Source organism: Kitasatospora sp. NPDC101447, assembly GCF_044767225.1.
Classification (GTDB): Bacteria; Actinomycetota; Actinomycetes; order Streptomycetales; family Streptomycetaceae; genus Kitasatospora.
The window spans coordinates 69,426-95,529 of record NZ_JBIWNL010000022.1 but is presented as its reverse complement, the minus strand read 5'-3'; the positions used below and the strand labels follow the sequence as shown (position 1 = coordinate 95,529).

12 protein-coding genes are annotated in these 26,104 nt (G+C 74.5%); all 12 read right to left on the bottom strand.

What is annotated here, in order from left to right; translation table 11 throughout:
• Nucleotides 1-4: 4 nt before the first annotated feature.
• From ACIRST_RS27285 to ACIRST_RS27230, 12 genes are read right to left on the bottom strand one after another with little or no spacing between them, the layout of a single operon-like run.
• Nucleotides 5-2,506, bottom strand: coding sequence for a lantibiotic dehydratase (locus ACIRST_RS27285; RefSeq protein WP_402805020.1), 2,502 nt, complete (start codon nt 2,504-2,506; stop codon nt 5-7).
• Nucleotides 2,503-6,255, bottom strand: coding sequence for a condensation domain-containing protein (locus ACIRST_RS27280; protein ID WP_402805018.1), 3,753 nt, complete (start codon nt 6,253-6,255; stop codon nt 2,503-2,505). Before ACIRST_RS27280 ends, ACIRST_RS27285 begins: the two co-directional genes overlap by 4 nt.
• Nucleotides 6,252-7,802 carry a class I adenylate-forming enzyme family protein gene (locus tag ACIRST_RS27275; protein ID WP_402805016.1) on the bottom strand — a complete coding sequence of 517 codons (1,551 nt, stop codon included), beginning with the start codon at nt 7,800-7,802 and terminating at the stop codon, nt 6,252-6,254. Before ACIRST_RS27275 ends, ACIRST_RS27280 begins: the two co-directional genes overlap by 4 nt.
• Nucleotides 7,786-9,609, bottom strand: a complete 1,824-nt coding sequence (locus tag ACIRST_RS27270) for an ABC transporter ATP-binding protein (RefSeq protein ID WP_402805014.1) — start codon at nt 9,607-9,609, stop codon at nt 7,786-7,788. The genes ACIRST_RS27275 and ACIRST_RS27270 overlap by 17 nt, the downstream gene beginning before the upstream one ends.
• On the bottom strand, nt 9,609-11,411 hold the full coding sequence (locus tag ACIRST_RS27265) for an ABC transporter ATP-binding protein (RefSeq protein WP_402805012.1): 1,803 nt from the start codon (nt 11,409-11,411) through the stop codon (nt 9,609-9,611). Before ACIRST_RS27265 ends, ACIRST_RS27270 begins: the two co-directional genes overlap by 1 nt.
• Complete coding sequence (locus ACIRST_RS27260) at nt 11,408-15,931, bottom strand: amino acid adenylation domain-containing protein (RefSeq protein ID WP_402805010.1); 4,524 nt, start codon at nt 15,929-15,931, stop codon at nt 11,408-11,410. The genes ACIRST_RS27265 and ACIRST_RS27260 overlap by 4 nt, the downstream gene beginning before the upstream one ends.
• The gene (locus ACIRST_RS27255) at nt 15,928-18,465 is read right to left on the bottom strand and encodes a condensation domain-containing protein (RefSeq protein ID WP_402805008.1); all 2,538 of its coding nucleotides are present in this window, start codon (nt 18,463-18,465) and stop codon (nt 15,928-15,930) included. Before ACIRST_RS27255 ends, ACIRST_RS27260 begins: the two co-directional genes overlap by 4 nt.
• A 1-nt stretch (nt 18,466) precedes the next feature.
• On the bottom strand, nt 18,467-20,356 hold the full coding sequence (locus ACIRST_RS27250) for an amino acid adenylation domain-containing protein (RefSeq protein ID WP_350523441.1): 1,890 nt from the start codon (nt 20,354-20,356) through the stop codon (nt 18,467-18,469).
• A gap of 43 nt (nt 20,357-20,399) precedes the next feature.
• On the bottom strand, nt 20,400-22,259 hold the full coding sequence (gene asnB, locus ACIRST_RS27245) for an asparagine synthase (glutamine-hydrolyzing) (RefSeq protein WP_402805006.1): 1,860 nt from the start codon (nt 22,257-22,259) through the stop codon (nt 20,400-20,402).
• A 1-nt stretch (nt 22,260) separates the two neighbouring features.
• Nucleotides 22,261-23,733 carry a condensation domain-containing protein gene (locus tag ACIRST_RS27240; protein WP_402805004.1) on the bottom strand — a complete coding sequence of 491 codons (1,473 nt, stop codon included), beginning with the start codon at nt 23,731-23,733 and terminating at the stop codon, nt 22,261-22,263.
• Entirely contained in the window at nt 23,723-25,144 is a 1,422-nt protein-coding gene (locus ACIRST_RS27235) for a condensation domain-containing protein (protein WP_402805002.1), read from the bottom strand. Before ACIRST_RS27235 ends, ACIRST_RS27240 begins: the two co-directional genes overlap by 11 nt.
• A complete protein-coding gene (locus ACIRST_RS27230; RefSeq protein ID WP_402805000.1) occupies nt 25,144-26,097 on the bottom strand; it encodes a fatty acid desaturase family protein in 954 nt (317 codons plus the stop codon). Before ACIRST_RS27230 ends, ACIRST_RS27235 begins: the two co-directional genes overlap by 1 nt.
• Nucleotides 26,098-26,104 lie beyond the last annotated feature (7 nt).

Below are 26,104 nucleotides of genomic sequence, written 5' to 3'. Positions count from 1 at the left end.
CTCCTTACTTGTCCACCGCGATGACGCGGAACTCGCTGGTGTAGCTGCTTCCCTGACGATCCTTCAGCCACGTCTGCTCGCTGGTCGGGAGCATCTCGCCGACCGAGATGGTCAGCCGGCCGTCCGGCTGCTCGGGGGCGCCGCGGACGACGTGCGCGAAGGCGTTGACGAACAGCGGGCTGTCCAGGTCGACGTAGAACGGCTTGCTCTCGTGGGCGGCCTTGACGAAGAAGAACCGGGGGATGCCGTGCTCGCGGGCCCAGGCGCGGGCGGCGGTGAACCGGGCCGCCTCGTCCTTCTCCCGGGCGAAGGCGAGTTCGGCGGGGTTGAAGCGCCAGGACTCGCGGCTGACCACCAGCCGGTCGACGGTCACCCGGGGGGTGTGCCGGCGGGCGGGCATCGGCTGGAACCGGCTGGTCACCTTGAACCCGATGGCCTCGGCGAGGAGTTCGACCAGGTCGAGCTCCGTGCCGTCCGCGCCGGTCCGGGCCACCACCCGGCCGTCGCGCAGTCCGATCCGGACCTCGGAGGCGTTCAGCGCGCGCGGGTGGCCGGTCAGCCAGGAACCCTCGTCGCCCAGCAGCAGGCGGTAGTCCCGGTCGGTGAACAGGCGGGTGGTGGTGCGGGTGGAGTAGAACCACTCCTTGGGCAGGACCGGCTGGACCCTGGGCACCGTCATGTCGGCGAGGGTGGCCCGTTCCAGCGCCTCCGGGTCGGGGTGCTGGTCGACGAAGAGCAGGTTGCGCAGGGTGTTCACGCCGACGTGCAGCTCGCCCATGACCAGCTCGTAGTCGCCGGCGGCGACCGCCTCCGGGCCGGTGGCCGCGATCATCACGTCGGGCGCCTGGTAGCGGGCGCCGGGCCAGCCGGGGGCCTCGGCCGCGAAGGCCCGGTCCACGCGCGGGCGCAGCTGCTCCGTGGTGAACTCGACGCGGCGCCCCTCCAGCGGGCCGAGCACGTCGTTCCAGCGTTCCTGCAGCTCGGTGACGGCCTGGTCGATGATCCGCTGGTCCGGCCCCAGGAGGGCGGTCTGGACGCGGGTCCAGATGTCGGTCAGCCGGGGTTCGGCGTCCGGGCGCTCGGCGACCAGCCGGTCGTAGGACCGCCGGAACTCCTCCCGGTAGGACTGTGCCACCCGGGTGGTCAGCCAGCGGGCGGAGTCCAGCATCAGGGAGAGCGGGCCGCCCAGTTCGGCGAGCAGTTCGGGGCCGACCTCGACCCGGCCGTCGCGCCGGCAGTCCTCGTAGACGAGGGTGCGGGCGCCGTACGTCTCCCCGTGCGCCCGGGTGGCGGCGGTACCGGTCAGCTCGGTGAAGACGGTCTCCAGGTCGGCCAGGGCCCGGTCGAGCTCGTCGGGCTTGCCGGCCGCGGCCGCCACCCGGTCGCGGGCCGCGGTGAGCCGGCCGAGCCGGTCCAGGGCGTCCGCGCGCAGCACGGGGTCGCCGATCCGCTCCAGCTGCTCGCGCAGCACCAGCTCCGGGCGCGGCTGCACCGGGAGTTCGAGGTCCCAGGCGATGAGCCCGGTGGCGCGCAGCGACTCCAGCAGGGCGAGGCCCTCCGCCTCGCCGAGACCCAGGGCGGCGGCCACCTCGACGCCGGTGCGGGCGCCGTCGCACAGTGCGAGGACGGAGCGCAGCACGGCGGCCTTGCCCTGCGGCAGGTCGACGGTGCGGCCGGGCAGCCGCAGGGTGGCGCCCTCCAGGGCGGCGGAGGGCAGCCGGCGGGGCGGGAACCAGCGGCGCAGCTCGGGGCCGGTGCCCAGGGAGCGCACCAGGGCGTCCAGGCACCACTGCTCGAAGTACACCTCGCGGCGGGCGACCAGGCCCTCGCCGGGGGTGACGGCCAGCGCCGGCCCGGCGGGGACGGCCTCGGCCCAGCCGACCGGGCCGAAGAACCCGATGGAGTCGTTCTTGACGGTGTAGCGCTGGAGGTAGCCCGCGACCAGTGCCTCGTGCTCGCGGCGGCGGGAGTTGCGCCGGCCGTCGCCGCCGACCTTGCGCACGCCGTCGGCGTAGGCCTTGCGGTTCTGCCAGATCACGGCCTCGCGGAAGCGCGGGTCGGCGGCGGTCCGGTCGAGGACGGCGGAGAGCTGGGCGAGGTCCTCGGCGAAGACCTTGTCCAGGTCGCGCTCCGCGCCGGCGACCAGTTCCTCGGCCTCGACGAGCGCGGACACCTCGGGCAGTTCGGCGAACTCGGGCCCCGGCAGGCCGCCCTTGTTGAGGCGGCTGATCGCCTTCAGCAGCGGGCGGCGCAGGGCGGTGTCGTCCCACTGGCCGGCGGCGCGCAGGTCGTCGAGCGCGGCGCGGAGCGCGTCGAGCGCCCCGGCCCGGGCGTCCGCGGCCCGGTCGCGGACCTGCAGCAGCCGGTCGGCGGCGTCCGCCGCACCGGGCGCGGCCAGGTCGAGCACCTGGCCGGCCGGGAAGCCGGTGCCGCGCAGGCCCATGGTCCGCCACACCCGCCAGTCGCCGGACGGCAGGGGCAGCAGGTGGCCGCCGGGGTCGGTCACAGCTCGCCGTCCTCTCGGGAACCGTCGGCGGAGGCGCCCTCCTTGGCCCACAGCAGCGCGTCGATGATCGCCGCGCCCTGGGCGACGGTGCGGGTCTGCATGACGCTGCGCACCGGGACGTCGACGCCGAGGGCGTCCCGGACGCCGGAGATGAGCTGGACCGCGAGCAGCGAGTGCCCGCCCAGGTCGTAGAAGTCGTCCTCCACGCCGATGGGTTCGACCCCGAGCACGTCGGACCAGATCTTCGCCAGGGCGCGCTCGGTGTCGGTGCGGGGTGCCACGTAGCCGGTCAGGGCTTCCTCCTCGGTTGCGGCGTCGCGGGCCGCGCGCCGGGTCAGCAGGTCGGCCGGGCAGAGCTCGGCGACGGGGGTGTCGGGGCGGTCCAGGAGGTCGTCCAGGACGGTCCGGTAGTGCGCCGCCAGCTGCTCCGCGGTGGCTGCGGTGAAGATGTCGGTGCTGTACTCCAGGGCCGCGTGCAGCTCCGGCCCGGCGTCCACGACGGTGAGCATCAGCTCGTACTGGGCCGTGCGGTGCGGCAGCGGGTACGGGGTGAGGCGCAGCTGCCCCCAGGTGGCGGCGGCCCCGTCGGCGGTGCCGAGGACGAACCCGGCGGTCTCGGCGTGGGCGTGCGGCCGCTGCAGGACGAAGACCGCCTGGAAGAGCGGGTTGCGCCCGGGCTCGCGGCGCGGCTGCACCGTCTCCAGGACGAGGGACATCGGGTACGCCTGGTGGTCCAGGGCGGACAGCACCGTGCGGTGCAGCCGCTCGGTGAAGGCCCGGGGCGTCACGCCGTCCTCGAACCTGCCGCGGACGGCGACCATGTTGGTGAAGTAGCCGACGACGTCCTCGGCGTCCCGGGCGCCCCGGTTCGCGGCGGCGGTGCCGATCACCAGCTCCGGCCGGCCGCTCGCGTGGTGCAGGGCGATCTGGAAGGCGGACAGCAGCACCGTGTAGAGCGTGGTGCCGGTCTGCTGGGCGAGCGCGCGGACGCGGGCGGTGCGGTCCGCGTCGAGCCGGAACGGGATCCGGGCGCCGCGGTAGCTGGGCGCCGCCGGGTGCGGTGCGTCCAGCGGGAGGTCGAGCAGCGGCAGCGGTCCGGCGAGCTCCTGGCGCCAGTACGCCTTGAGGGCCTCGCCCGCGGGCCCGGCCAGCAGCCGGCGCTCGCGGCGGACCTGGTCGGCGTAGCGGCCGGCCGGGGCGGTCTGCTCCGGCGCGGTGCCGGCGGCCAGGGCCGTGTAGCGGCGGCCGAGTTCGGCGGTCAGGTTCACCATCGACCACAGGTCGGCGGCGATGTGGTGGACGGTCAGCAGCAGGACGTGGGAGTCCTCGGCGCGGACCAGCAGGTCGGCCCGGAGCACCGGGTCGTGTGCCAGGTCGAACGGGCGGTGGGCGAGGGCGGAGAGCCGCTCGGCGAGCCGGTCCGGGTCGTCCCCGGCGGCGTCCGTCACCCGCAGCTCGATCTCGTTCCCGGTCGGGACGGGGACGGTCTCGCCGCCGGTCACCCGGTAGCGGGTGCGCAGCATCTCGTGCCGGTCGGCGACCTGCCGCAGGGCGGTGCGCAGCGCGTCGGTGTCCAGCGGGCCGACCAGGTCGAGGGCGACCGGGATGTTGTAGGCGGTGGAGCCCGGGTCCTGCTGCTGCACGTGCCAGATCGAGCGCTGACCGAGGGTCATGCCGGGCTCGTCGGCCGGGGTGCCGCCGCCGGCCGGTGCGTCGTCGGCGGGGCCGTGCTGCGGGTCGGCGACGAGGGTGGCGGCCGCGGCGAGGGCGTCGAGGTCGGCGCCGCCGAGCATCAGGCTGAGCGGCAGCTCGACGCCGAGGTCCTCGCGGATCCGGTTGGCGAGCAGGACGGCGGCCAGCGAGTCGATGCCCAGGCTGGTCAGCGGCACGCCGGTGGTGGCGACCTGGTCGGCGGCGCCGCCCAGCGCGTCGGCGATCCGCTGCCGCAGCACCCGGTGGACCAGCGCCGTGCGCTCGGCCGGGGCCAGTGCGGCCACCTCGGCCGGGCCGGGCACGGTCTCCGCGGCCGCCTTGGCCGGGCCGTCGCCGAGCGCCTCGAACTCCCCGGCGGCGTACCGCAGGCGGCTCAGCGAGCGCTGGATCTTGCCGCTGGTGGTCTTGGGCACGGTGCCGGGCCTGAGCAGCAGCACCTCGTGGACGGCGACGTCGCACCGGTCCATCACCGCCGCGCGCACGGCCGCGGTGGCCTCGGCGACGTCGATCGTGGCCAGCGCGCGGCCCTCGACCTCCTGGAGGACGACGAGCACCTGCTCGCCGTCGTGCTCGGCGGCGACGGCGGCGCCGCAGCCGGAGCGGAAGGCGGGGTGGGCGCCCTCGGCGGCGAGTTCGACGTCGGTGGGGTAGAAGTTGCGGCCGCGGACGATGATCAGGTCCTTGTGGCGGCCCGTCACGTACAGCTCGCCGTCGGCGAGGAAGCCGAGGTCGCCGGTGCGCAGCCAGGTGCGCGGGTCGGCGTCGTCCTGGCCGGCGGGGCGGGCGGCGAAGACCTCGGCGGTGGTGTCCGGGTTGTCCCAGTAGCCGCGGGCGACGCTCGGCCCGTGCACCCAGATCTCGCCGACCCGGCGCTCGGGCAGCGGTTCCCGGGAGGCGGGGTCGACGACGAGCAGCTGCTGGTCGGCGGCGGGCCGGCCGGTGCCGACCAGGGCGCGGGCCGGGCCGTCCGGGCCGGGCGCGTCGGCCCGGCCGGCCTCCAGGCCGGCGGCGTCCACCTCCAGCACGGTCGGCTCGGCGGCCGCCGCGGTTCCGGTGACGAACAGGGTCGCCTCGGCCATGCCGTAGCAGGGCAGGAAGGCGCTGCGGCGGAAGCCGCAGTCCCCGAAGGCCGCCTCGAAGGCGTCCAGGGTGGAGGCGCGGATCGGCTCGGCGCCGTTGAAGGCGACCCGCCAGTTGCTGAGGTCGAGCTCGGCGCGGTCCGCGTCGGTGGCCAGCCGGGCGCACATCTCGTACGCGAAGTTGGGGCCGCCGCTGAGTTCGGCGCCTTCGGCGGAGATGGCCCGCAGCCACTGCATGGGGCGGCGCAGGAAGCTCATGGGGGACATCAGGGTGACCGGGAAGCCGGCGTACAGCGGGGTGAGGATGCCGCCGATCAGGCCCATGTCGTGGTACGGCGGGAGCCAGACGACGGCGCTGGTGTCCTGGTGGCAGTCGAACGCCTCGCTGATCATGCCGAGGTTGTGCAGCAGGTTGCCGTGGCTGAGCATCACGCCCTTGGGCGCCGCCGTCGATCCCGAGGTGTACTGCAGGAAGGCGGGGCTGTCGGCGTCGGGGAGGTGCCCGCTCCACTGCCCGGCGAGGGCGGTGTCGAGCCCGTCGGTGGCCGCCGTGCGCAGTCCGTCCAGGCCGAGCCCGGCGCCGTCCCGGCCGAGCAGGTCGAGCACCGGGGAGACGGTGAGGGCGAAGCCGGCCCGGGCGTCGGCGGCGATGGAGCCGAGCCGGGAGGCGTTGCGCAGGGAGCGCGGCGGGTAGACGGGGACGGGCACGACCCCGGCGTAGAGGGCGCCGAAGAAGGCCCTGATGTAGTCCAGGCCGGGCGGGTAGAGCAGCAGGGCGCGGTCGGTGGCGGCGGCGCCCTGCTCGCGCAGGAGGCCGGCCACCGTGCGGGCGTCCCGGTCCAGTTCGGCGTAGCTGATGGTCTCGGCGGCGTCGCCGTCGCCGAGGAAGCGGTAGGCGGTGCGCTCCGGGGCCGCTTCGGCCCGGCCGCGCAGCAGCCCGACGAGGGTCGAGGTCATGAGCGGGTTCCCCCCTGGTCGGTGGTCCGGCCCGGGGCGCCGGCGGCCGCGGCCACCTCGGCGCGCCGGATCTTGCCGGACGAGGTCTTCGGGAGCGCGGCGGCGAACTCGACGCCGCCGGGCACCTGGTGCGGCTGGAGCCGTTCCCGGCACCAGGCGCTGAGCTCGGCCGCGGTGAGCGGTCCGGTCGCCACGACGGTGGCGCGGACCCGCTGGCCGCCGTCCGCCAGGGTCTCGCCCCACACGGCGGCCTCGGCGAGCAGCGGGTGGCCGAGCAGGACCCGTTCGACCTCGACCGGGTTGACCTTCTTGCCGCCCACGTTGACGAAGGTGTCCTTGCGGCCGATCAGGTGCAGTCGGCCGGCGGCGTCGAGCCGGGCCAGGTCGCCGGTGCGGTACCAGCCGTCCCGCAGGACCTCGGCGGTGGTCTCCGGCCGGTCCAGGTAGCCCAGGAACATGGCGGGGGTGCGGACCAGCAGCAGTCCTTCCGCGCCGGGGGCGACGTCCCGGTCGGCGTCGTCGACCAGCCGCAGTTCCACGCCGGTGACCGGCCGGCCGACCCCGTCGGCGCCGGCCGGCGCCGCGTCCGGGCCCGCGTCGGGCTCGGGCCGCCGGCAGGCGATGATCCCGGCCTCCGTGCAGCCGTAGACCTCGCTGACCCGGACGCCGAACCGCTCGGCGAAGCGGTCCGCGGTGTCCGGGTGCAGGGCCGCCCCGGAGGACAGGCACAGCCGCAGCGGCAGCGGGCCGCCGGGGGCGCTCGCGCCGGCCGAGCGGGCCAGCAGGTCGCAGGCCAGCGGCGTGGCGACGAGCACGGTGGCGCCGGTGCGCTGCAGTTCGCCGAGGAGCCGGCCGGGGGTGAACCGGCCGAGCAGCACCAGCCGGGCGCCGGTCAGCAGCGAGGTGACCAGGCCGGCGACCATCCCGAAGGAGTGCAGCAGCGGGACGGCCGTCAGCACGGTGTCCTCGGGGCCGCAGCCGAAGGAGGCCCGGTAGATCAGGCCGCCCTGCACCAGGTTGTGCTGGGTGTGCACGGCCGCCTTGGGCTCGCCGGTGGAGCCGGAGCTGAACTGGTGCAGGAACGGGGCGTCCCCGTCCGGCTCGGCCGGGGCCGGCCGGTCCGTCGCGTCGGCGTGCGGCAGCCCGTCGGTCTCCACGACCGGGCCCGCCCAGCCGTCGGCGGCGGCCACCGCGGCGAGCCGCTCGGCCCGGCCGATCAGCACGGCGTCGGCGGCGCCGGCCGCCAGGGCGGCGAGCTGGGCCGGCGCGGCGCCGGGCTCGGCGGGCACCAGCCGGACGCCGGTGCGCGCGGCGGCCAGGAAGGCGATGACGCAGTCCGGGGTGTTGTCGAACAGCAGGACGGCGGTGCGGCCGGGGCCCGCCCCGGCCGCGGCGAGCCGGGCGGCGGCCCGCTCCGTCTGCCGGTGCAGGGTGGCGAAGTCGAGCGCGGTGCCCTGCAGTTCGACGGCGGTGCGGCCGGGCCACCGGTCCGCGGCGGCGGCCAGCAGGCCGCCCAGGGTGCGCGGGGTGTCAGCGGCGGACGGCATCGGCGTCCTCCTCGGCGGCCTGGAAGTCGAGTGCCTGGTGGCGGAAGTAGTGGTCGTACAGCTCCGCGTACCGGCCGCCGGCCGCCAGCAGGGCGTCGTGGGTTCCCTGTTCGACGATCCGGCCGCCGTCGACGACGAGGATGCGGTCGGCCTTGCGGACGGTGGGCAGGCGGTGCGCGACCACGACGGTGGTCCGGCCCGCGGAGACCGCGTCCAGCCCCTCCTGCACCTGGGCCTCGGTCAGCGGGTCCACGCTCGCCGTGGCCTCGTCGAGGATCAGCATCGACGGGTTGCCGAGCATCACCCGGGCCAGCACGATCAGTTGCCGCTGGCCCGCGGACAGGGTGCCGCCGCCTTCGTTGACCGGGGTGTCGATGCCCTCGGGGAGGACGTCGAGCCAGTCGCCGCCGGCCACCGAGCGGGCGGCGGCCAGGATCTCCTCCGGGGTCGCGCCGGCCCGGCCGAAGCCGATGTTCTCCCCGACGGTGCCGGTGAAGAGGAACGGCGCCTGCGGGACGATGCCGAGGTGGCCCTTGTAGGCGTCCAGGTCCAGGGTGCGGATGTCCTGGCCGTCGACGAGGAGTTCACCGCCGCCGAACTCGTAGGCCCGGGTGATCAGCCGGATGATGCTGGACTTGCCGGCGCCGGTGTGCCCGACCAGGGCGACCGTCTCACCGCTGTCGATCTTCAGGTCGAGCCCGGTCAGGACCGGCTTGTCGGCGCGGTAGCCGAAGTCGACCCCGCGGAACTCGACGGTGCCGTCCAGCCGGGGCACCGGGCGCGCGTCGCTCTGCCGCACGGCGGGCTCCAGGTCCACCAGGGCGAAGATCCGCTCGGAGGCGGCCAGGCCCTGCTGGAACTGGTTCCAGAAGGAGGCGATGCTGGTCAGCGGGAACCAGAACAGCATCAGGGCTTCCAGGAACAGCGACCACTCGCCCGCCGTGACGGAGCCGTCGGTCAGCAGGTTCCCGCCGAGCACCACCACGCCGACGGTGCCGAGGCCGGTGAGCGTCAGCAGCAGCGGGAAGATCCCGCTGAACAGCCGGTTCAGCTTGACGGTGGCCCGGAACCAGCGCTGGTTGACCTCGACCAGCCCGGCGTGGGTGGACTCCTCCCGCTGGAAGTTGCGGGCCACCGCGATGCCGCGCAGGGTCTCCTGCACGTAGGCGTTGATCTGCGCCAGGGAGCGCTGCTGCTGCTGGGACGCGCGCCGCGACACCCACCGGAAGCCCAGGCTGACCAGCACGATCAGGGCGGCGGTCACCGCGGTGACCAGGGCCAGCGGGACGTTGATGACGAACATGGCGACCAGCAGCAGCCCGATCATCAGGACCTGGCCGACCAGCCCGAGGGTGAGCGTGGCGAGGGTGGCGAACGCCTGCGTGTCGGCGGTGATCCGGCTGGCCACCGACCCGGACGCCTGGTCGTCGTGGAAGGCCATGTCCTGGCGGAGCACCGCCTCGAACGCGCGGCGGCGCATCTCCAGGACGACGTCGCCGACCAGCACGCCGACGGCCCGCTGCTGGAAGAAGGTCAGCAGCCAGGCGACCAGACCGGTGCCGAGCGCGGCCCCGGTCAGCGGCAGCACCGAGTCGCCGACGCTCTCGCGGGCGGCGTTGTCCACGATGTCGGCCACCAGCAGGGGGAACGCGGCCCCGGCCACCGCCGCGCCGACCACGGCCAGCGCGATCAGCACCACCGTGGCGCCCTTGGCGGCGAACAGCGGCCGGATCCGGCGCAGCAGTTCGCGGTCGCCGTAGGACCGGTCGTAGCTGTCGGCGGTGATCCCGTCGAGAATGTCTGCCATCAGTGGACTCCCTCTCCGGACCGGCCGGCCGTCTCCTGCAGGTGCGGCGCGAAGATCCGGTGGTACAGCTCGCAGCTCTCCAGCAGTTCCTCGTGGCGTCCGCGGCCGACGATGCGGCCCTTGTCCAGCACCAGGACCAGGTCGGCGCTGCGGATCCGGGACAGCCGGGGGGTGACCATGAACGTGGTGCGGCCCGCCGCGGCCCGCCGGACGGCCTGCTGGATCCGCTCCTCGGTGGCGCTGTCCACCGCGCTGGTGGAGTCGTCCAGGACCAGGATCCGCGGGTCGGCCAGCAGGGCGCGGGCGATGGCGATGCGCTGGCGCTGGCCGCCGGACAGGGTGGCCCCGCGCTCGCCGACCATCGTGTCGTAGCCGTGCTCGGTGCCCGCGATGAACTCGTGGGCGTGCGCGGCCCGCGCGGCCTCCTCCAGTTCGGCCCGGGTGAGCTCCCGGTCCGCGCCGAAGGCCAGGTTGTCCGCGATGGAGCGGGAGAACAGCACCACGTCCTGCTCGATCACCGAGATCTGCGAGCGCAGCGTCTGGGCGTGCCAGCCGGTGGTGGCCACGCCGTCGACCAGCACCTCGCCGGAGTCCGGCGCGTACGTCCGGTTCAGCAGCTGCAGCAGCGTGGACTTGCCGCTGCCGGTCGGCCCGACCAGGGCCACCGTCATGCCCGGCTCCACCGTGAAGGAGACGTCCTCCAGGACCGGCTTGTCGCCGTGCCCGAAGGAGACCTTGTCGAAGACCACCGTGCCCTCGATCTGCCCGCGGTGGCCGGCGTCGGTGTCCTCGGAGCCGGCGCGGTCGGTGATGACCTCCAGGATCCGCCGGGCGCCGGCGATCCCGAGGAAGATCAGGCCGATGCTGAACGAGGCCAGCTGGGTGGGCGCCCGCAGGGAGCCCATCAGCCCGAGGAAGCCGACGAACTGACCGACCGTCAGCGAACCGTCGGAGACCAGGTGGGCGCCGTGCAGCAGGCCGGCCGCCAGCGCGGCCACCAGCAGCAGGGTGGGCAGGTACAGGGCCTGCTCCTTGGCCTGGCGCACCGAGGCGTCCCGGTAGGCCGTCGCCTTCTCCATGAACCGGTGCTGCTCGGCGGCCCGGCGGCCGGTGGCGTCGACGGTCTCGATCCCGGCGATGGTCTGCGAGACCTGGGCGCTGAGCTCGCCGAAGCGGGCCCGGGTGGCCCCGGCCGCGGGGTCGAGCCGGCGGCCGTACTCGGCCAGCGCCACGGCGAACAGCACCAGGAACACCAGCGGCACCAGCAGCAGCCGGGCGTCGATCACGCCGATGAACACGATCGGCACGATCAGGCCGAGCAGCATGTCCAGGGTGAGGTCCAGGCCGGGCGACAGCATCAGGTTGACGGTCTGCGCGTCACCGGTGACCCGGGCCGAGAGGTCGCCCACCCGGCGCCGGTTGAAGAACTGCTGGCCCTTCTGGAGCAGCGCGGAGAACAGCGTGGACCGCACGTCGCGCTCCAGGCCGCAGGCGTACGCCTCCAGCGAGTAGGTGGCGACGAAGCCGGCGACGCCGCGCACCGCGACCAGGGCCAGCAGCACCAGCACCATGGTGTCGAACCGCCCCTGGTCCGGGGTGGTGCCGAGCAGGGCGTCGAAGGCGGTGCCGATCACGACCGGGACCGCCGCGGCCAGCAGGTGCCACACCACCGAGCCGGCCAGGTGGGCCGTGATCCAGCCCTTGGACCGGGCGAGGTGGGACCGCAGGAACGGGCCGACCCGCTCGCCGGCTGCCGGGGGCGGGGCCGCGCGCCGCTGCTTCGCGGTGGTCGCGGTGGTCATGCGTTCTCCAGGGGGGTGTCGTCCGGGGCCGGGCGGGGGTCCTGCAGGTAGCCGCTGCGGACCAGCTCGGTGAGGTACGTGTGCAGCAACTGCTCGTCGATCGGCGGGCAGTCGGTGCCGGACTCCCGGTACGCCGACCGGGCGGAGCCGGGTACGGCCGCCCCCAGGCCGCCGGGGGCGGAAGCGGGGGCCGCGCCGTCGCCGGGGGCGGCGAACAGCGGCAGGAACGGGAAGAGGGCGTTGTCCCAGGAGGTCTCGGCGGACTCCCGGAGGGCGGTCAGCCAGTCGCCGTAGGAGACCTTGCGCAGCGGGTAGCCGTAGCCGGTGACCCACGCGAAGACCGTGCCGAGCCCGACGGGCTCGGGGTGGGCCAGGTCGTACGAGCCGGGCTCGGCTCCGGTGCGGGAGGCGAGCGCCAGCAGGGCCCCGGCGACCCGGTCCACCGGCACGAGCTGCACCGGGAGGTCGAGGTCGGGGTAACACCCCAGCTGAACACTGCCCTTGATGATCGCCCAGATCAAGTCCTTGGGGTTGCCGATTCCGGTGGCGCTGTGCCCGCCGATGTAGTCGGGACGGTGCACGTCGACCGGGACGCCCCGCTCGCGGGCGGCCACCGCCAGGTGCTCGGCGGCCCACTTGCTCTGGTTGTAGCCGCCGGTGACGGGCGCCGCGGCGGTGCCCGGCTCGGGCACCGAGGCCGTGGAGACATGGTGCACGGGGATGCCGCCGCCGCGCGCGGCCAGTCGCAGCACCTCCTGGGTGCCGTCGACGTTGGCGGCCCGCAGCGTGGCGTACGGCAGGGTGAAGCTCACCCAGGCCCCGCTGTGGTGCACGGCGTCGACGGTCCGGGCGAGTTCGTCGAAGCGTTCGGCGGTGAGGCCCAGCAGCGGCTGCGCCAGGTCACCGGGCTCCACCACGACCCGGCCCGGCGCGGGCTCGGGCAGTCCCAGGTCGGCGAGGGCCTTCACCAGCCGCCGCATGCCGTCCTCGGGGTCGTCGGCCCGCAGCAGGCAGTGGACGGTGGCCCGGGTGCCGCGCAGCAGCCCGTCCAGCAGGTGGGCGCCCAGGAAGCCGGTGGCGCCGGTCAGCAGGACGGCCGCGGGCTCCCCGGTGCGGGGGCGGTGCGCACCGGGCGCCACCCTGATCTCCGGGTCCAGCACCGGCGGTGCGCTCGGCCCCGCCGCCGGGTCGTCCGCCCCGGCGCAGGTGTCCGGCGCCGTGCGGGCGGCGTCCACCCGCTGGGCCAGCTCGGGCACCGTGGTCGCCTCGAACAGGGCGATCAGCGGCAGGTCCACCGCGCAGGCGCGGCGCAGTTCGAACTGCACCCGGGGCACCAGCAGGCTGTGCCCGCCGAGTTGGAAGAAGTCGTCCTCGGCGGTGACGTCCCGCTGCCCGAGGACCTTCTCCCAGATCCCGGCGACCAGTTCCTCGGTGGCCGTGGCGAACACCGCCGCGGGCCGCTCGACCGGCTCCTCGGCGGGCGCCGGCAGGGCCTTGCGGTCGTGCTTGCCGTTGGCGTTCAGCGGCATCCGGTCGAGCAGCGTGATGGTGGACGGGACCATGTAGTACGGCAGTTGGGTGCGCAGGTGGTCCTGGAGGTCCACCGGCTCGGGCGTGCGGCCCGCGCGGGGCTCCACGTACCCGGCGAGCCGGCGGTCGCCCTTGGCGTCCACGTGGACGACGACCGCCGCGGCCTGCACGTCGGGGTGCTTGCCGAGGACCGACTCGACCTCCTCCAGCTCGATCCGGAAGCCGCGGATCTTCACCTGGCGGTCCACCCGGCCCAGGACCTCCACGTCACCGGTGGGCAGCAGCCGGGCGAGGTCGCCGGTGTTGTAGAGGCGGTCGCCGGGCCGCTCGCTGTACGGGTGCGGCAGGAACCGCTCGGCGGTCAGCGCGGGGCGGCCGACGTAGCCGCGGGCCAGCGCCAGGCCGCCGATGTACAGCGTCCCGTTGACCCCGACCGGCACCGGCCGGAGCCGGTCGTCGAGGACGTAGAACTGGGTGTTGGGCAGCGGCCGGCCGATCGGGACCGGCTCCTCCTCGGAGCGCTCCGGCATCGGGGTCTCGAACAGGCCGCTGTCCACGGTGGACTCGGTGATGCCGTACGAGTTGACCAGCCGGGTGCCGGGCGGGCAGAGCTTCTTGAGGTTCCAGTAGTCGCTCATGAACCAGATGTCCGCGCCGACCGCCAGCACCTTGAAGTTGTCCAGCAGCCTGCCCTGTTCGGTGACGTGGGCGCTGAGCAGCCGGATCACCACGGGGACGAGGTCGGCGAAGTCGACGCGCTCGCGCTGGAGCAGGTCGTACAGCTTGGCCGGGTCCAGCAGCGTCTCGCGGTGGCAGAGCACCAGGGTGCCGCCGGAGCACAGGGCGCGGACCATGTCGCCGGTGAACACGTCGAAGGCGATGTTGGCGGCCTGGAGGTGGCGGTGCACCACGGTGCCCAGCTCGTAGACCCGCTCCCAGGAGCGGTAGGCGCTCATCAGCGCGCCGTGGGTGAGCATCGCGCCCTTGGCCCGGCCGGTGGAGCCGGAGGTGTACACCAGGAAGGCCAGGTTGCCGGAGACCGGCTGCGGGGCGTCCGCGGGCTCGGGCTCGGCGGCGTCGGTTCCGGCCGCCTCGGCCAGCCAGTCGTCGAACCAGCCGACGGTCATCCCGTCGGTGAGGCCGGGCACCGTGCCGGCGATGTCGTGCCGGGTGAGCAGCAGCCGGACCGAGGCGTCCGTCAGGATGAAGCGCAGGCGGTCCACCGGGTTGGCCGGGTCGAGCGGCACGTACGCGCCGCCGGCCTTCAGGACGCCGAGCACCGCGGCCACCGAGTCGGCGCAGCGCGGCGCGCACAGGCCGACCCGGACCTCCGGGCCGACGCCGAGGGCGCGCAGCCGGGCGGCCACGATGCCGGCCCGGCGGTCGAGTTCGCGGTAGCTGACCCGGTCCTCGCCGTCCACCACGGCGACGGCGTCGGGGGTGGCGCGGACGTGCTCCTCGAACAGCCGGTGGACGCACTCGTCGGGGCCGACCTCGACGGAGATCCGGTTGTCCCGGGTCAGCACCTCGGTGCGCTCGTCCTGCGACAGCAGCGGCAGCTCGGACAGGCGCAGCCCCGGATCGGCCACCGCTGCCCGGAGCAGTCGCTCGAAGTGGCCGGCCATCCGCTCGATCGTCGCGTCGGCGTACAGGTCGGTGTTGTACTCCCAGTCGCAGCGCAGCCGTTCGCCCTCGTCGACGACGTCGAGGCTGAGGTCGTACATGGCGGTGCGCCGGCCCTCCCCGGTGAACGGGGAGATGCGCAGGTCGGCCAGGTCGAGGGCGGCGCGCGGCACGTTGTGCAGCGAGAGCATGGTCTGGAACAGCGGGGCGCGGCTGAGGTCGCGGTCCGGCTGGATCTCCTCGACGACCTGCTCGAACGGCACGTCGTGGTGGGCGAAGTCGGCCAGGCAGGCCTGCTTGGTGCGGGCCAGCAGCTCGCCGAAGGCCGGGTCGCCGGACAGGTCGCCGCGCAGCGCCAGGGTGTTCACCAGGAACCCGATGAGCGGCTCGGTCTCGGGCCGGTTGCGGCCCGCCACCGAGGTGCCGACCACGATGTCGTCCTGCCCGGAGTAGCGGTGGAGCAGGGCCGTGTAGCCGGCCAGCAGGGTCATGAACAGCGTGGCGCCGGTCCCGGCGGCGACGGCGCGCAGGCCGGCGGTCGCCTCGGCGGACAGGTGGAAGGAGCGGGTGCGGCCGGCGTAGGTCTGCACCGGCGGGCGGGCCCGGTCGGTCGGCACCGCGAGGCTGGGCAGTTCGCCGCGGAAGCGCTCGCGCCAGTGGGCCAGGCCCTCGGCCCGGCTCTCCGCGCTGCGGCCGCGCTGCCAGTGGGCGTAGTCGGCGTACTGGACGTCCAGCGGCGGCAGCGGGTCCGTGCCGCCGTCCCGCAGGGCCGCGTAGACGGTGGCGAACTCCCGGGTGAGCACGCCCATCGACCAGTCGTCGGTGATGATGTGGTGCAGGTTGATCAGGGCGACGGTCTCGTCGTCGGTGAGCCGGACGAGGGTCACCCGGAACAGCGGGCCGCGGCTCAGGTCGAACGGGGCGGCCGCGTGCGCGGCGGCGAGCCGGCGCACCTCGTCCTCGGCGTCGGCGGTGCCGCGCAGGTCGACGGTCGCGGGCTGCCAGTCGACGTCCTCGGCCGGGGTGACGAGCTGCACCGGTTCGCCGTCGACCGAGCCGAAGGCGGTGCGCAGCGTCTCGTGCCGGCGCACCAGGGCCCGGAAGGCGGCGGTGGCCACATCGAGGTCCACCGGGCCCTGCAGGCGCAGCGCGTACGGCATGTTGTACGCGGTGTCGCCCGGGTTGAGCTGGGCGAGGAACCACAGCCGCTGCTGGGCGTAGGAGAGCGGTGCCCCGCCGTCCGAGGGACGGCGGGTGATCCCGGTGGGGGCCGCGGCGGCGCGTTCGCGCAGGCGGCTCATCAGGAGGGCGTACTTGGCGGGCGACTGCTCCTTGAGCCGCTGCAGCTTCTCCGAGGTGTCGGTCATGCCGTGCCCTTCCCGGCCGTCTCGGCGAGCTGGACGAGGGCCGCGGCGGCGGCGTCGGCCGCGGCGGCGGGGGCCGCGGTGCCGGTCCAGGTGAGGTGGAGCCGGCCGTCGCGCAGGTGGCCGACGACGTACGGCGTCCGGGCGCGCGGGCCGAACGGGGCGACCAGGTCGTGGTCGGCGGAGCCGGCGTGCCGCAGCGGGCCGCCGGCCGCGGGCAGCGCGTCGAGGTCGCCGAGGTGGGCGATGCCGACCGGGACGGCTCCGGCGGGGGCGGCGACGGGCGTGGCGAGGGCCGTACGGACCCGCTCCAGGGCCTGCTCGGGCCCGGTGCCGGGCTCGGCGGCCGCAGCGGTCACCGCGAACAGGCCGGCCGGGTGCGGGAGCGCGCCCGTCTGGTCGTCGACGGCGAGCAGCAGGCCGCTCGCCCCGCAGGCCTCGGTGAGCCCGTGGGTCACGGCGGCCGCCACCAGGGCGGCGAGCGGGGTGCCGCCGGCGGTGAGCGCGGCGGTGGCCGCGGCGTCGAGCACGGTGCGGCGGACCGGGTCCGGTGCGCCGTCGGCCGGCGTCGCGGGCGGGGTCCAGAGGTCACCGGTGACCGGGGCCGGGGCGGCGGGCTCCGGCACGGCCCGCGGGGCGGGCGCGGCGGGCAGTCCGGCCGGCTCGCCGGCCGCGATCCGGCCGAGCGCGGCGCCGAGGTCGTCGAGCATCCGGCGCCAGCCGTCGACGTCCGCGGCCAGCTCGTGGGCGATCAGCAGCAACTGGGGTGCGCGGTCGCGCTGTTCGGCCAGCGCGGCGGTGAACAGCGGTCCCTGCTCCGGGTTCAGCCGGGCGCGCAGCCGCTGGGCCGCCACCCGCAGGGCGGCGGGGACGCGGCCGGGGTCCTTCCCGGTGAGGTCGAGGACGGCCACCGGCACGCCGCCGGCGAGCCCGGCCACCTGGCGCCGCCAGCCGCCGTCCTGCTGCCGGAACCGGGCGCGCAGGCCGTCGTGGCGCTGGACCAGGGCGAGCACGGCCTTGCGGACGGTGTCCGCGGTGGTGCCCTCCGGCAGGTCGAGCAGCAGGGCGCGGGCCCGGCCGGCGAGGCCGTCGCCGGCCTGCTCCAGCAGCAGCTGCTGGGCGGGGGTGGGCCGGTCGTCGGCCGTCCGCGCGTCCTCGGTGTCCGGGGCGAGCCGCTTGCCGGTGTCGGGGGCCGGGTCGGGCAGGGCCCGCCGGTCGACGGCGCCGTCGGCCTGCCGCGGGATCTCGGCCAGCTCCACCCAGTGCTCGGGCAGCAGGATCTCGGGCAGCCGGGCGCCGACGGCGGCCCGGGCGGCGTCCGGGGTCAGCCCGGTGCGGGGCACGTAGTACGCGGCCATCCGGCGGCCGAGCCGGCTGCGGTCGCCCGGGTCGGTGTAGCCGATGGTGGCGAGCATGGAGCGGACGCGTCCGGTGTTGACCGGGGTGCGCAGCTCGGCGTCGGCCTCGTCCCGGGCGAGGTGGCCGAGCCGGACCTCCCAGCGGGTCGGCGACTCGTAGTTGTGGTAGCCGCGCTCCAGCCGGTGCACGTACACGCCGACGTCGTTGATCATGCAGTTGGAGCTGCAGAAGCCGGTGTCCTTCGGCGCCGCCCAGAGCGTCTCGGCGCTCGCCAGGAAGGCCCGGATGTCGTCCTTGGTGACGTCGGAGTAGCGGTAGTAGTCGACCACCTCGACGCGGTCCAGCACCCCGTCGGAGAGGTCGGAGCCGACCTGGTGGTAGACCTTGCGGCCGACCTCCAGCTGCTGCTCGATGCGGGCCGGGTCGAACTCGCCGTTGCGGTAGAACCACAGCAGGCGCTCGTCGATGATCTGGCCCCGGGACAGTCCGGTGACGATGCTCGGGATGCCGCGCTCGTGGGCCAGCTGGTGGCTGAGGTCGAGCAGCGACCGGAAGCAGCCGTTGCAGACGCTCTTGTGCTGCTCCAGGCTGCGCAGGAAGATCCGGTTCTGGTCGGCCCGGGTCATCGTGAGGTGCTCGATGCCCAGCGCCTTGGTGATCGTCTCGACGTTCTCCAGCGCCGTCCGGGAGATGAAGCCGTTGTCGAAGGTGAAGGTCATCACCCGCAGGCCCATCCGGACGAGCTGGTGCAGCACGTAGGTGCTGTCCTTGCCGCCGCTGAACAGCAGCAGGGCGTCGTACTCGGAGCCGGCCGCCTCCGCGCGCTCGCGCAGGATCCGGGTGAACTCGTCGATCTCGCCGAAGTAGGAGAGGATCTCGGACCCGTGCTCGGCCTGCATCAGGCACAGGTCGCAGACGCCGTCCCGGTCCAGCCGGGTGCCGGGGTAGGCGGCGTCCATGCCGCAGCGCACGCAGTGCTCGGCCGGGACGGAGTCGACGGACACGCCCTGGAAGACGACGGCGCAGTCGGCGATCCGGTCGTCGGCGAGCAGGGCGTCCTCGATCTGCCGCTCCAGGACGCGGATGCCCGCGCGGTCCAGGGAGTCCGCCGGCTCGGGGGCGGCCGTGGTGTCGGTGGCCGTGGTGTCGGTGGCCGTGGTGTCGGGGGTGGTGGTCACGTCAGTTACCGCCGTTCTGGGCCAGCAGGCGCTCGGCCTCGTCCTCGTCCAGGTCGTCGAGGTCCGCGAGCAGGTCGTCCAGGTCGGAGCCGGACGTCAGCAGGGTCTGCTCGATCTCGGCCGCCAGGCCCTCGATGGTCGGGGCGGCCAGGAACTTCTGGAGGTGGACGTCCACGCCGAACTCGGCGCTGATCGCGGCGATCAGCCGCATGACGAGCAGCGAGTGGCCGCCGATGCGGAAGAAGTCGTGCTGCACGCCCGGCCGGTCCACCGGCAGCAGCTTCGCCCAGATCCCGGCGAGGGTCTCCTCGGTGGCGGTGCGCGGCGCCACGTAGTCCTGCTCCACCTGCTGCTGCGGCGGCAGCGGCACGGGCAGCGCCCGGCGGTCCACCTTGCCGCTGATGGTGCGCGGCAGCTGCTCCAGCGGGACGAACACCCGGGGCAGGTGGGAGTCGGGCACCCGGGGCGCCAGGTGGTCGCGCAGGACGGCCGCCTCGACGGGCTGGACCGGCTCCACGAAGGCGCACAGGTAGGCGGGGTTGCCCTCGTCGTCGGGGACGACGGTGACGGCGGCGTCCTTCACCGCGTGGTGGGCGCGGAGCAGGTGCTCGATCTCGCCGAGCTCGACGCGGACGCCGCCCAGCTTGATCTGCTGGTCGCGCCGGCCGACGTACTCCAGGCTGCCGTCCGGCAGGGCGCGGGCGAAGTCGCCGGTCCGGTAGACGAAGTCCTCCGGGTCGGTGCCGAGCGGGTTGGGCACGAAGGCGGCGCGGGTGGCGTCCGGCTGGTGGAAGTAGCCCAGCGACATGTACGGCGTGCGGATGTGGATCTCGCCGACGGCGCCCTCGGCGCACGGCTTGTTCCGGCCGTCGAGCAGCACCACCCGGGCGCCGGGCATGGCCTTGCCGATCGGGATGCTCGACCGCTCGGTGTCCGCCGGGGTGACGAAGTGGAAGGTCTTGGTCATGGTGGTCTCGCTCGGCCCGTACAGGTTGAGCAGGCTGATCCGCTCGCCGAACCGGGCGAACCACTGGGCGGCGTCGCTCGGCGCCACCGGCTCGCCGGCCAGCGCCACGCAGCGCAGCGCGGACAGCTCGGGGCCGCCGTTGGCGAGGGACGGCAGCATGCCGCGCCAGACGGTGGGGACGGTGTGGACCAGCTCGATCCGCTCCTCGTCGATCCAGCGGGCCAGGGCCGGCCCGTCCAGGGCGAGGCCGGCCGGCGGGACGCACACGGTGCCGCCGGTGGTCAGCGGCACGAACAGGTCGCGCAGGATCGCGTCGAAGGCGGGCGAGGCCAGCTGGCTGACCCTGGTGCCCGGCTGCACGCCCAGCAGTTCGGTCTCCCAGCGGACGAAGTGGTCGATGCCCTGCATCCGGCCGACGATCGCCTTGGGCTGCCCGGTCGAGCCGGAGGTGAAGAAGATGTACGCCGCGTCGTCCGGGTCCGGCACGTGGAGCCGCTCCGGGGCCGCGCCGGTGGGCTCGGCGGCGAGGTCCAGCGGGACCCGCCGGGCCAGCGGCAGGGACGGCTCCAGGATCTCGTCCGCGCGGTCGGCGGCCGAGGCGCCGACGATCACCCACTCGGGGGCGGTGGCGGTCAGCATGGTGCGCAGCCGCAGCGGCGGGGCCGCCAGGTCCACCGGCACGAAGACGCCGCCCGCCTTCAGCACCGCCAGGATCGCGACGACCAGCTCGCGCCGGTCCTCGGCCAGGATCGGCACCACGCAGCCGGCGCCCGCGCCGGACTCGCGGATGGCGACGGCGAGTTCGTCCGAACGGGATGCCAGCTCGGCGTAGCTGAGCCGGCCTTGCGGGCACTCGACCGCGGTGTGGTCGGCGAAGCGCTGGGCGGCCTGCTGTACGAGACCGTGGACTGCGTGGAAGGCCATCGAGCTTCCTCCAGGGACGGGGGGCCTGTGGCCACCCAAGTGATCAGGCGTCAGGAAGGGAAAAGGTGTCGAGCAGCACGCCGAAGGTGAGGACCACCAGCAGCAGGTCGTCGCCGAGGTGCGGATGGACCTCGTAACCCGGCTGCCGGTACTGCTCCTTGAGGTGCTCGACCACGTCGGGGTCGAAGTAGCCCTGCCGCTTGATCCGGTCGTAGGAGAGCAGGTCCTCGACCCACTCGATCCGCTCGCGCAGCAGGGCGGGGCTGCCCTGGGCCCGGAACCCGAACTTCTCCCGGTGGATGATCTCGTCGGGCACCAGGCCGCGGGCGGCCTCCTTGAGCACGTACTTCTCGGTGCTCGCGGTCACCTTCAGGCGGGGCGGGACGGTCGTGGCGAACCGCACCAGGTCGGGGTCGAGGAACGGGTACCGGGCCTCCACCGAGTTGGCCAGCGCCATCCGGTCCCCGTGGTCGGAGAGCAGGTGGTCGGAGAGCCGGAGCTTGAAGTCGAGGTAGGAGCGCTGGTGCACCGGGTGGCGCCCGCGCAGCATCCCGGGGTCGACGACGGGCCCGGCCAGGCAGTCGAACTCGGCGTGGGCGTCCCGCAGGGCGGGGGCGTACAGGTCGAGCTTGGACTCCCGCCAGGCGTGGTAGTCGCGCTCGTAGAAGACGTGCGGGTCGCCCCAGATGGTGCGTCGCAGCTCCTCCTCGAAGGGGTCGCCGCCGGCCGTCCGCCGCCCGCCCAGGTCGAAGCGGTAGCCGAGGTAGCCGGCGAACAGCTCGTCGGCGCCCTCACCGGTGAGGATCACCCGGGTGCCGGTCTCCCGGACGGCGGCCGACAGCGCCATGGAGCAGGTGTTGTACGTCTCCTTCACCGGGCACTCGGCGTGCCCGATCATCCGGCGCAGTCCGGCCGCGATGTCGCCCGGGTGGAACTCCGTCTCGGTGTGCTCGGAGCCGAGGTGGCGGGCCATCAGCCGCTGGTGGCGGGACTCGTCGATGCCCCGGTCGGGGAAGGTGATGGAGAACGACCGCGGCACCGTCCCGCTGGTGTTGCGGTGCACGAGCGCGCCGATCAGGGAGGAGTCGAGGCCGCCGCTGAGGTAGTAGCCGACCGGGACGTCGGCCTGGAGCCGGCGGCGCACCGACTGCTCCAGCAGCTCGCGGACGGTGTCCACGTAGTACCGGTCGGGGTGTTCGGCCGGCTCCCCCGGCACGTCCACCGGGTAGTCCAGGTCCCAGTACTTCTCGACCCGGACGGCCCCGTCCTCGACCAGCAGGAAGTGGCCGTTCTCCAGGCTGCTGACCCCCTCGAACAGGGTGCGCGAGCCGACCGTCCCGGGGAAGGTGAGCACCTGGTCGAGGCCGGTCAGGTCGGCCCGGCGGGGCACCGACGGGTGCGCCAGGACGGCCTTGATCTCCGAGCCGAAGACGAGCCGGCCGCCCGCCACCGCGTAGTACATCGGCAGGATGCCCATGTGGTCGCGGGCCAGGAAGAGCCGGCCGCGCCGGGTGTCGTGGACGGCGAAGGCGAACTGGCCGTTCAGCCGCTCCAGCAGCCCGGTGCCGTACTCCTCGTAGAGGTGGACGATCACCTCGACGTCGGTGCGGGTGCGGAACCGGTGCCCCTTGGCCTCCAGTTCGGCGCGCAGCTCCCGGTGGTTGAAGATCTCGCCGTTGCAGACCATGGCGACCGAGCCGTCCTCGTTGAGGATCGGCTGGTCGCCGTCCTCCAGGCCGACGATGCTCAGCCGGCGGAAGCCCAGGGCCACTCCCCCGCGCACCAGCCGGCCCGCGGAGTCGGGGCCGCGGTGCAGCAGGGTGGCGGTCATCCGGTCGAGCACGTCCTCGCCTTCGGCGAGGCCGGTGCCGGCCAGGTCCGCGTATCCGGTGACGCCGCACATGTCAGAACCCCCCGAGGTCGTCGTTGAAGCCCGCGGCGGCGTCCGCGCCGGACCGGTCCGCGTCGGTGGCGCCCAGGTCGAGCGCGGAGACCGGGCGGTCCGGGTCGGCGCACGCGTCGGCGAGCAGCGCCAGGTACTGCCGGGCCGTCCGCTCGATCGTGGAGCGGTCGAACAGCCGCGTGCTGTACTCCAGTTGGCCGCGCATCTCGTCCTCGAACTCGAACAGGTCGAACCGCAGGTCGAAGATCGAGGTGGTGCGGACGTCGTCCAGCCGGGTCATCACCACGCCCGGCAGCTCGGCCCGGCGGCGGCGCGGCGGGATGTTCTGCAGGATGAACATCACCTGGAACAGCGGATTGCGGCCCACCTCGCGCTCCGGCTGCACCGCCTCGACCAGGGAGCGGAACGGCAGGTCGCGGTGGACGAAGCCCTGCAGGGCGGCCGTCCGGGTGCGGCCCAGCAGCTCGCGGAAGGTCGGGTCGCCGGCGAGGTCGCCGCGCATCACCAGGGTGTCGGCGAAGTAGCCGACCAGCGGCCCCCACTGGGGCTTGTCCCGGTTGCCGACCGGCGTGCCCACCAGCAGGTCCTCCTGGCCGGTGAGCCGGTGCAGCAGGGCCGTGAAGGCCGCCAGGGTGACCATGAACGTGCTGGCCCGGGAGGCGCGGGCGAGCCCGCCGAGGGCGGTGCGCAGCTCGGCGGGCACCTGGAAGACGTACCGGTCGCCGCTGAAGTCGGCGTGGCCGGCCCGGGGCCGGTCGGTGGGCAGGTCCAGGGCGACCGGGGCGCCGGCCAGCTGCCGGGTCCAGTAGTCCACCAGCTTGTCGCCCCGCGGTCCGGCGAGCCGTTCGCGCTGCTCCCGGGCGTAGTCGGTGAACTGGACGGGCAGTTCGGGCAGCGGCACCTCGGTACCGGTGACCTCGCCCGCGTACAGGTCCGCGACCTCCTGGATCAGGACCTGCACGGACCAGCCGTCGGAGACGATGTGGTGGATGACCAGCGCCATCACGTGCCGCTCGGCGCCGGTGCGGACCAGCTCCACCCGGAACAGCGGGGGTCGGCCCAGGTCGAAGGGGCGGTGGGCCGCGTCGGCGACGGTCCGCTCGGCGGCCGCCGGGCGCTCGGCCTCGGGCAGGGCGGTCAGGTCGGTGACGGTGAGCGGCACCGGGACGTCCTCGGCCACCCGCTGGTACGGGACGCCGTCGACGGCGACGACGGCCGCCCGCAGCATCTGCTGCCGGCGGACGACGGCGGCCAGGGCCTGACGCAGCGCCTCGGTGTCCAGCGGCCCGTCCAACTGCCAGAGCACGGTGGAGTTGTAGGCGGCGTTGCCCGGGTCGAGGCGGTCGAGCAGCCACAGCTGCTCCTGGGTGACGGACACCGGGGCGAGGCCCTCCGGGGCGACGGCGGCGGTGCCGGCGGTGGCGCCCGGGGCGGTGTCCGCGGCCGGCTGCGCGGGTGTGGAGCTATTCGGCACGGTGCACCCCTGTGGTCGCCATGAGTGTGTCCAGCGGGATCGCCGGGTCCTGCGCGACCTCGGCGAGGACCCGGGTGAGCTCCGCGAGCAGCGCCACCGCGTCCTGGTCGGAGCAGTGGGCCCGGCGGTGGCTGAGCAGGGCGCGCAGGTCGCCGTCCTCCTCGTAGAAGACCAGGTCGAGGTCGTAGAGGGTGCCGGGGTCGTGGTTGACCAGCCGGGCGGTCAGCCCGGGGAAGGCCGGCGGCACCTCGGGGGTGCTCTGGTGCGAGAAGAGCACGTTCACCGGGGAGCGGAAGCCTCCGCCGCGGCGCGGCCGCAGCCCCTCGACGACCCGCTCGAACGGCAACTCCCGGTGCGCGTAGGCCCCGAGGGCCGCGCGGCGGACGTCCCGGAGCAGGTCACGGAAGGTCGCACCGGGGTCCACCTCGGTGCGGATGACCAGGAGGTTGACGAAGAACCCGACCGCGGACTCGAACTCCGGGCGGCTGCGGACGGCGGCGCGGGTGCCCACCGCGATGTCGGTGGCCCCGCTGCCGCGGTGCAGCACCACGGCGAAGGCGGCCAGCAGCAGCATGAACGGGGTGACCCGCTCGTCCCGGTACACGGTCCGCAGGGAGTCGTGGACGGCGCCGGGCACAGTGGTCCACTGGGTCGCGACGGCGGCGCCCCCGTCCGGTGCGGCAGCGGTGGCCCGCGCGGCAGCGGCGGTCGGCACGGCGGTGACGGTCCCGGCCGGCGCGTCGGCCGCGCGGACCGGCGGCACCGGGGCGAGGCCGGTCAGCCGCTCCGTCCAGTACGCCAGCTGGCGCTGGTGGCCGGCGCCCTCGCTCCACTCGCGCTGCCAGCGCACGAAGTCCGGGAACTGGGCCCCCGGGGCTTCCAACTCGGCTTCCATGCCGTCGAGTTCGGCGCCGTAGAGGGCGGCGAGCTCCGGCAGCAGGACGTTCCACCAGGACCACGCGTCCGAGACCAGGTGGTGCAGCGCGAGCCGCAGCACGTACTCGTCGGGTCCGAGCACGACCACGAGGGCGCGCAGCACGGGCCCGCGGGCGAGGTCGAAGGGGGTGGCCTGGTCGGCCGCCAGCACCGCGGTCAGCTCGGACTCGCGCTCGGCCTCGGGCAGTCGGGAGAGGTCCAGGACGGGCAGCTCGATGCCGCACTCGCCGGAGACCTGCTGCACCGGACTGCCGTCGACCAGCGGGAACGTGGTGCGCAGCGCCGCGTGCCGGCCGCGCAGCAGCTCCAGCGCGCGCCGCAGCGCGGCGGTGTCGAGCGGGCCGGTCAGCCGGAAGGTCATCGGGTCGACGTAGACCGCCGAGCCCGACATGCGCTCCAGGAACCACATGCCCAACTGCCCTGGCGTGAGCGGGAACCGGTCGACCGCCGGGGCGGCCGGGGCGGGGGCGGTCATCACGCCGTCCCCCCGGCGCGGCCGGCCCGCGCGTTGCGCCGGGCCTCGGCCACGATGGCCTTGAAGAACTGCGGGTAGCTGGGCGAGGTGTGCGTCCCGTGCGCCAGCACGACGTCGTGGCGCTCGCGCAGCTGGTTGATCGGCACCACCATGGCGGCGTGGTGCTCGATGTGCAGGTTGTTCCCGTTGGTGTACCAGGTGCTGAACCAACTCCCGGTGATGGAGCGGGTGTTGCGCAGCACGTCGGTGGAGGAGTTGTCGCACATGATGTGCTCGGGCAGCTCGACCAGGAAGTGCAGCGGCACCGCGACCAGCAGCGGCAGCAGCCAGATCCACAGCACCGGCTCGCCGTACCCGAGCAGGGTCAGCACCACGGCGCCCACGATCGGCAGGGCGAACATCCGGTACTCGGCGACGACTTCGCGCTCACGCTGCTCGGAGATCTGGCCCATGTCGTAGGACCAACGACCGCCCCAGCAGCGGACGATGTCGGCGATCGCGCTGCCCAGCCGGCCGAAGGCCAGCGCCTCGCGGACCAGGGCCGACCAGGTGACCGGCTGCCGCGAGTCGAAGCCGAAGAACTCCGAGTCCTGGTCCGTGCCGAGGTAGCGGTGGTGCTGGAGGTGGCGCACCCGGTAGTGGCTGTACGACACCAGCATGGGAACGCCCAGCGGCACGCCGACGATCCGGTGCCAGCGGGAGCGGCGGAACGCCGAGTGGTGCAGGCACTGGTGCTGGAGCTCCAGCCAGTGGGAGTACATGGCGCCCATCAGGACGACACCGAGCACTCGGGGCAGCCACGCGTCCGGGGCGAGCGCCAGAACCGCGCCTGCGGCCCAAATGCCGTACGCGACAAGGATCTTGACAATGAAGACGCGTTCGTCGGCGGCGGTGACCTTGGCTCGCCGGAACAGGTCCTTCGGCGACGCGGGGGTCACGTCGGGCGTCGTCATGAACGGA

Coding starts and splice junctions, on each gene's coding strand:
- ACIRST_RS27280 (WP_402805018.1), bottom strand. CDS start 6,255: ATGACCTCGACCCTCGTCGGGCTGCTGCGCGGCCGGGCCGAAGCGGCC.
- ACIRST_RS27275 (WP_402805016.1), bottom strand. CDS start 7,802: ATGCCGTCCGCCGCTGACACCCCGCGCACCCTGGGCGGCCTGCTGGCC.
- ACIRST_RS27270 (WP_402805014.1), bottom strand. CDS start 9,609: ATGGCAGACATTCTCGACGGGATCACCGCCGACAGCTACGACCGGTCC.
- ACIRST_RS27265 (WP_402805012.1), bottom strand. CDS start 11,411: ATGACCACCGCGACCACCGCGAAGCAGCGGCGCGCGGCCCCGCCCCCG.
- ACIRST_RS27260 (WP_402805010.1), bottom strand. CDS start 15,931: ATGACCGACACCTCGGAGAAGCTGCAGCGGCTCAAGGAGCAGTCGCCC.
- ACIRST_RS27250 (WP_350523441.1), bottom strand. CDS start 20,356: ATGGCCTTCCACGCAGTCCACGGTCTCGTACAGCAGGCCGCCCAGCGC.
- asnB (WP_402805006.1), bottom strand. CDS start 22,259: ATGTGCGGCGTCACCGGATACGCGGACCTGGCCGGCACCGGCCTCGCC.
- ACIRST_RS27235 (WP_402805002.1), bottom strand. CDS start 25,144: ATGACCGCCCCCGCCCCGGCCGCCCCGGCGGTCGACCGGTTCCCGCTC.
- ACIRST_RS27230 (WP_402805000.1), bottom strand. CDS start 26,097: ATGACGACGCCCGACGTGACCCCCGCGTCGCCGAAGGACCTGTTCCGG.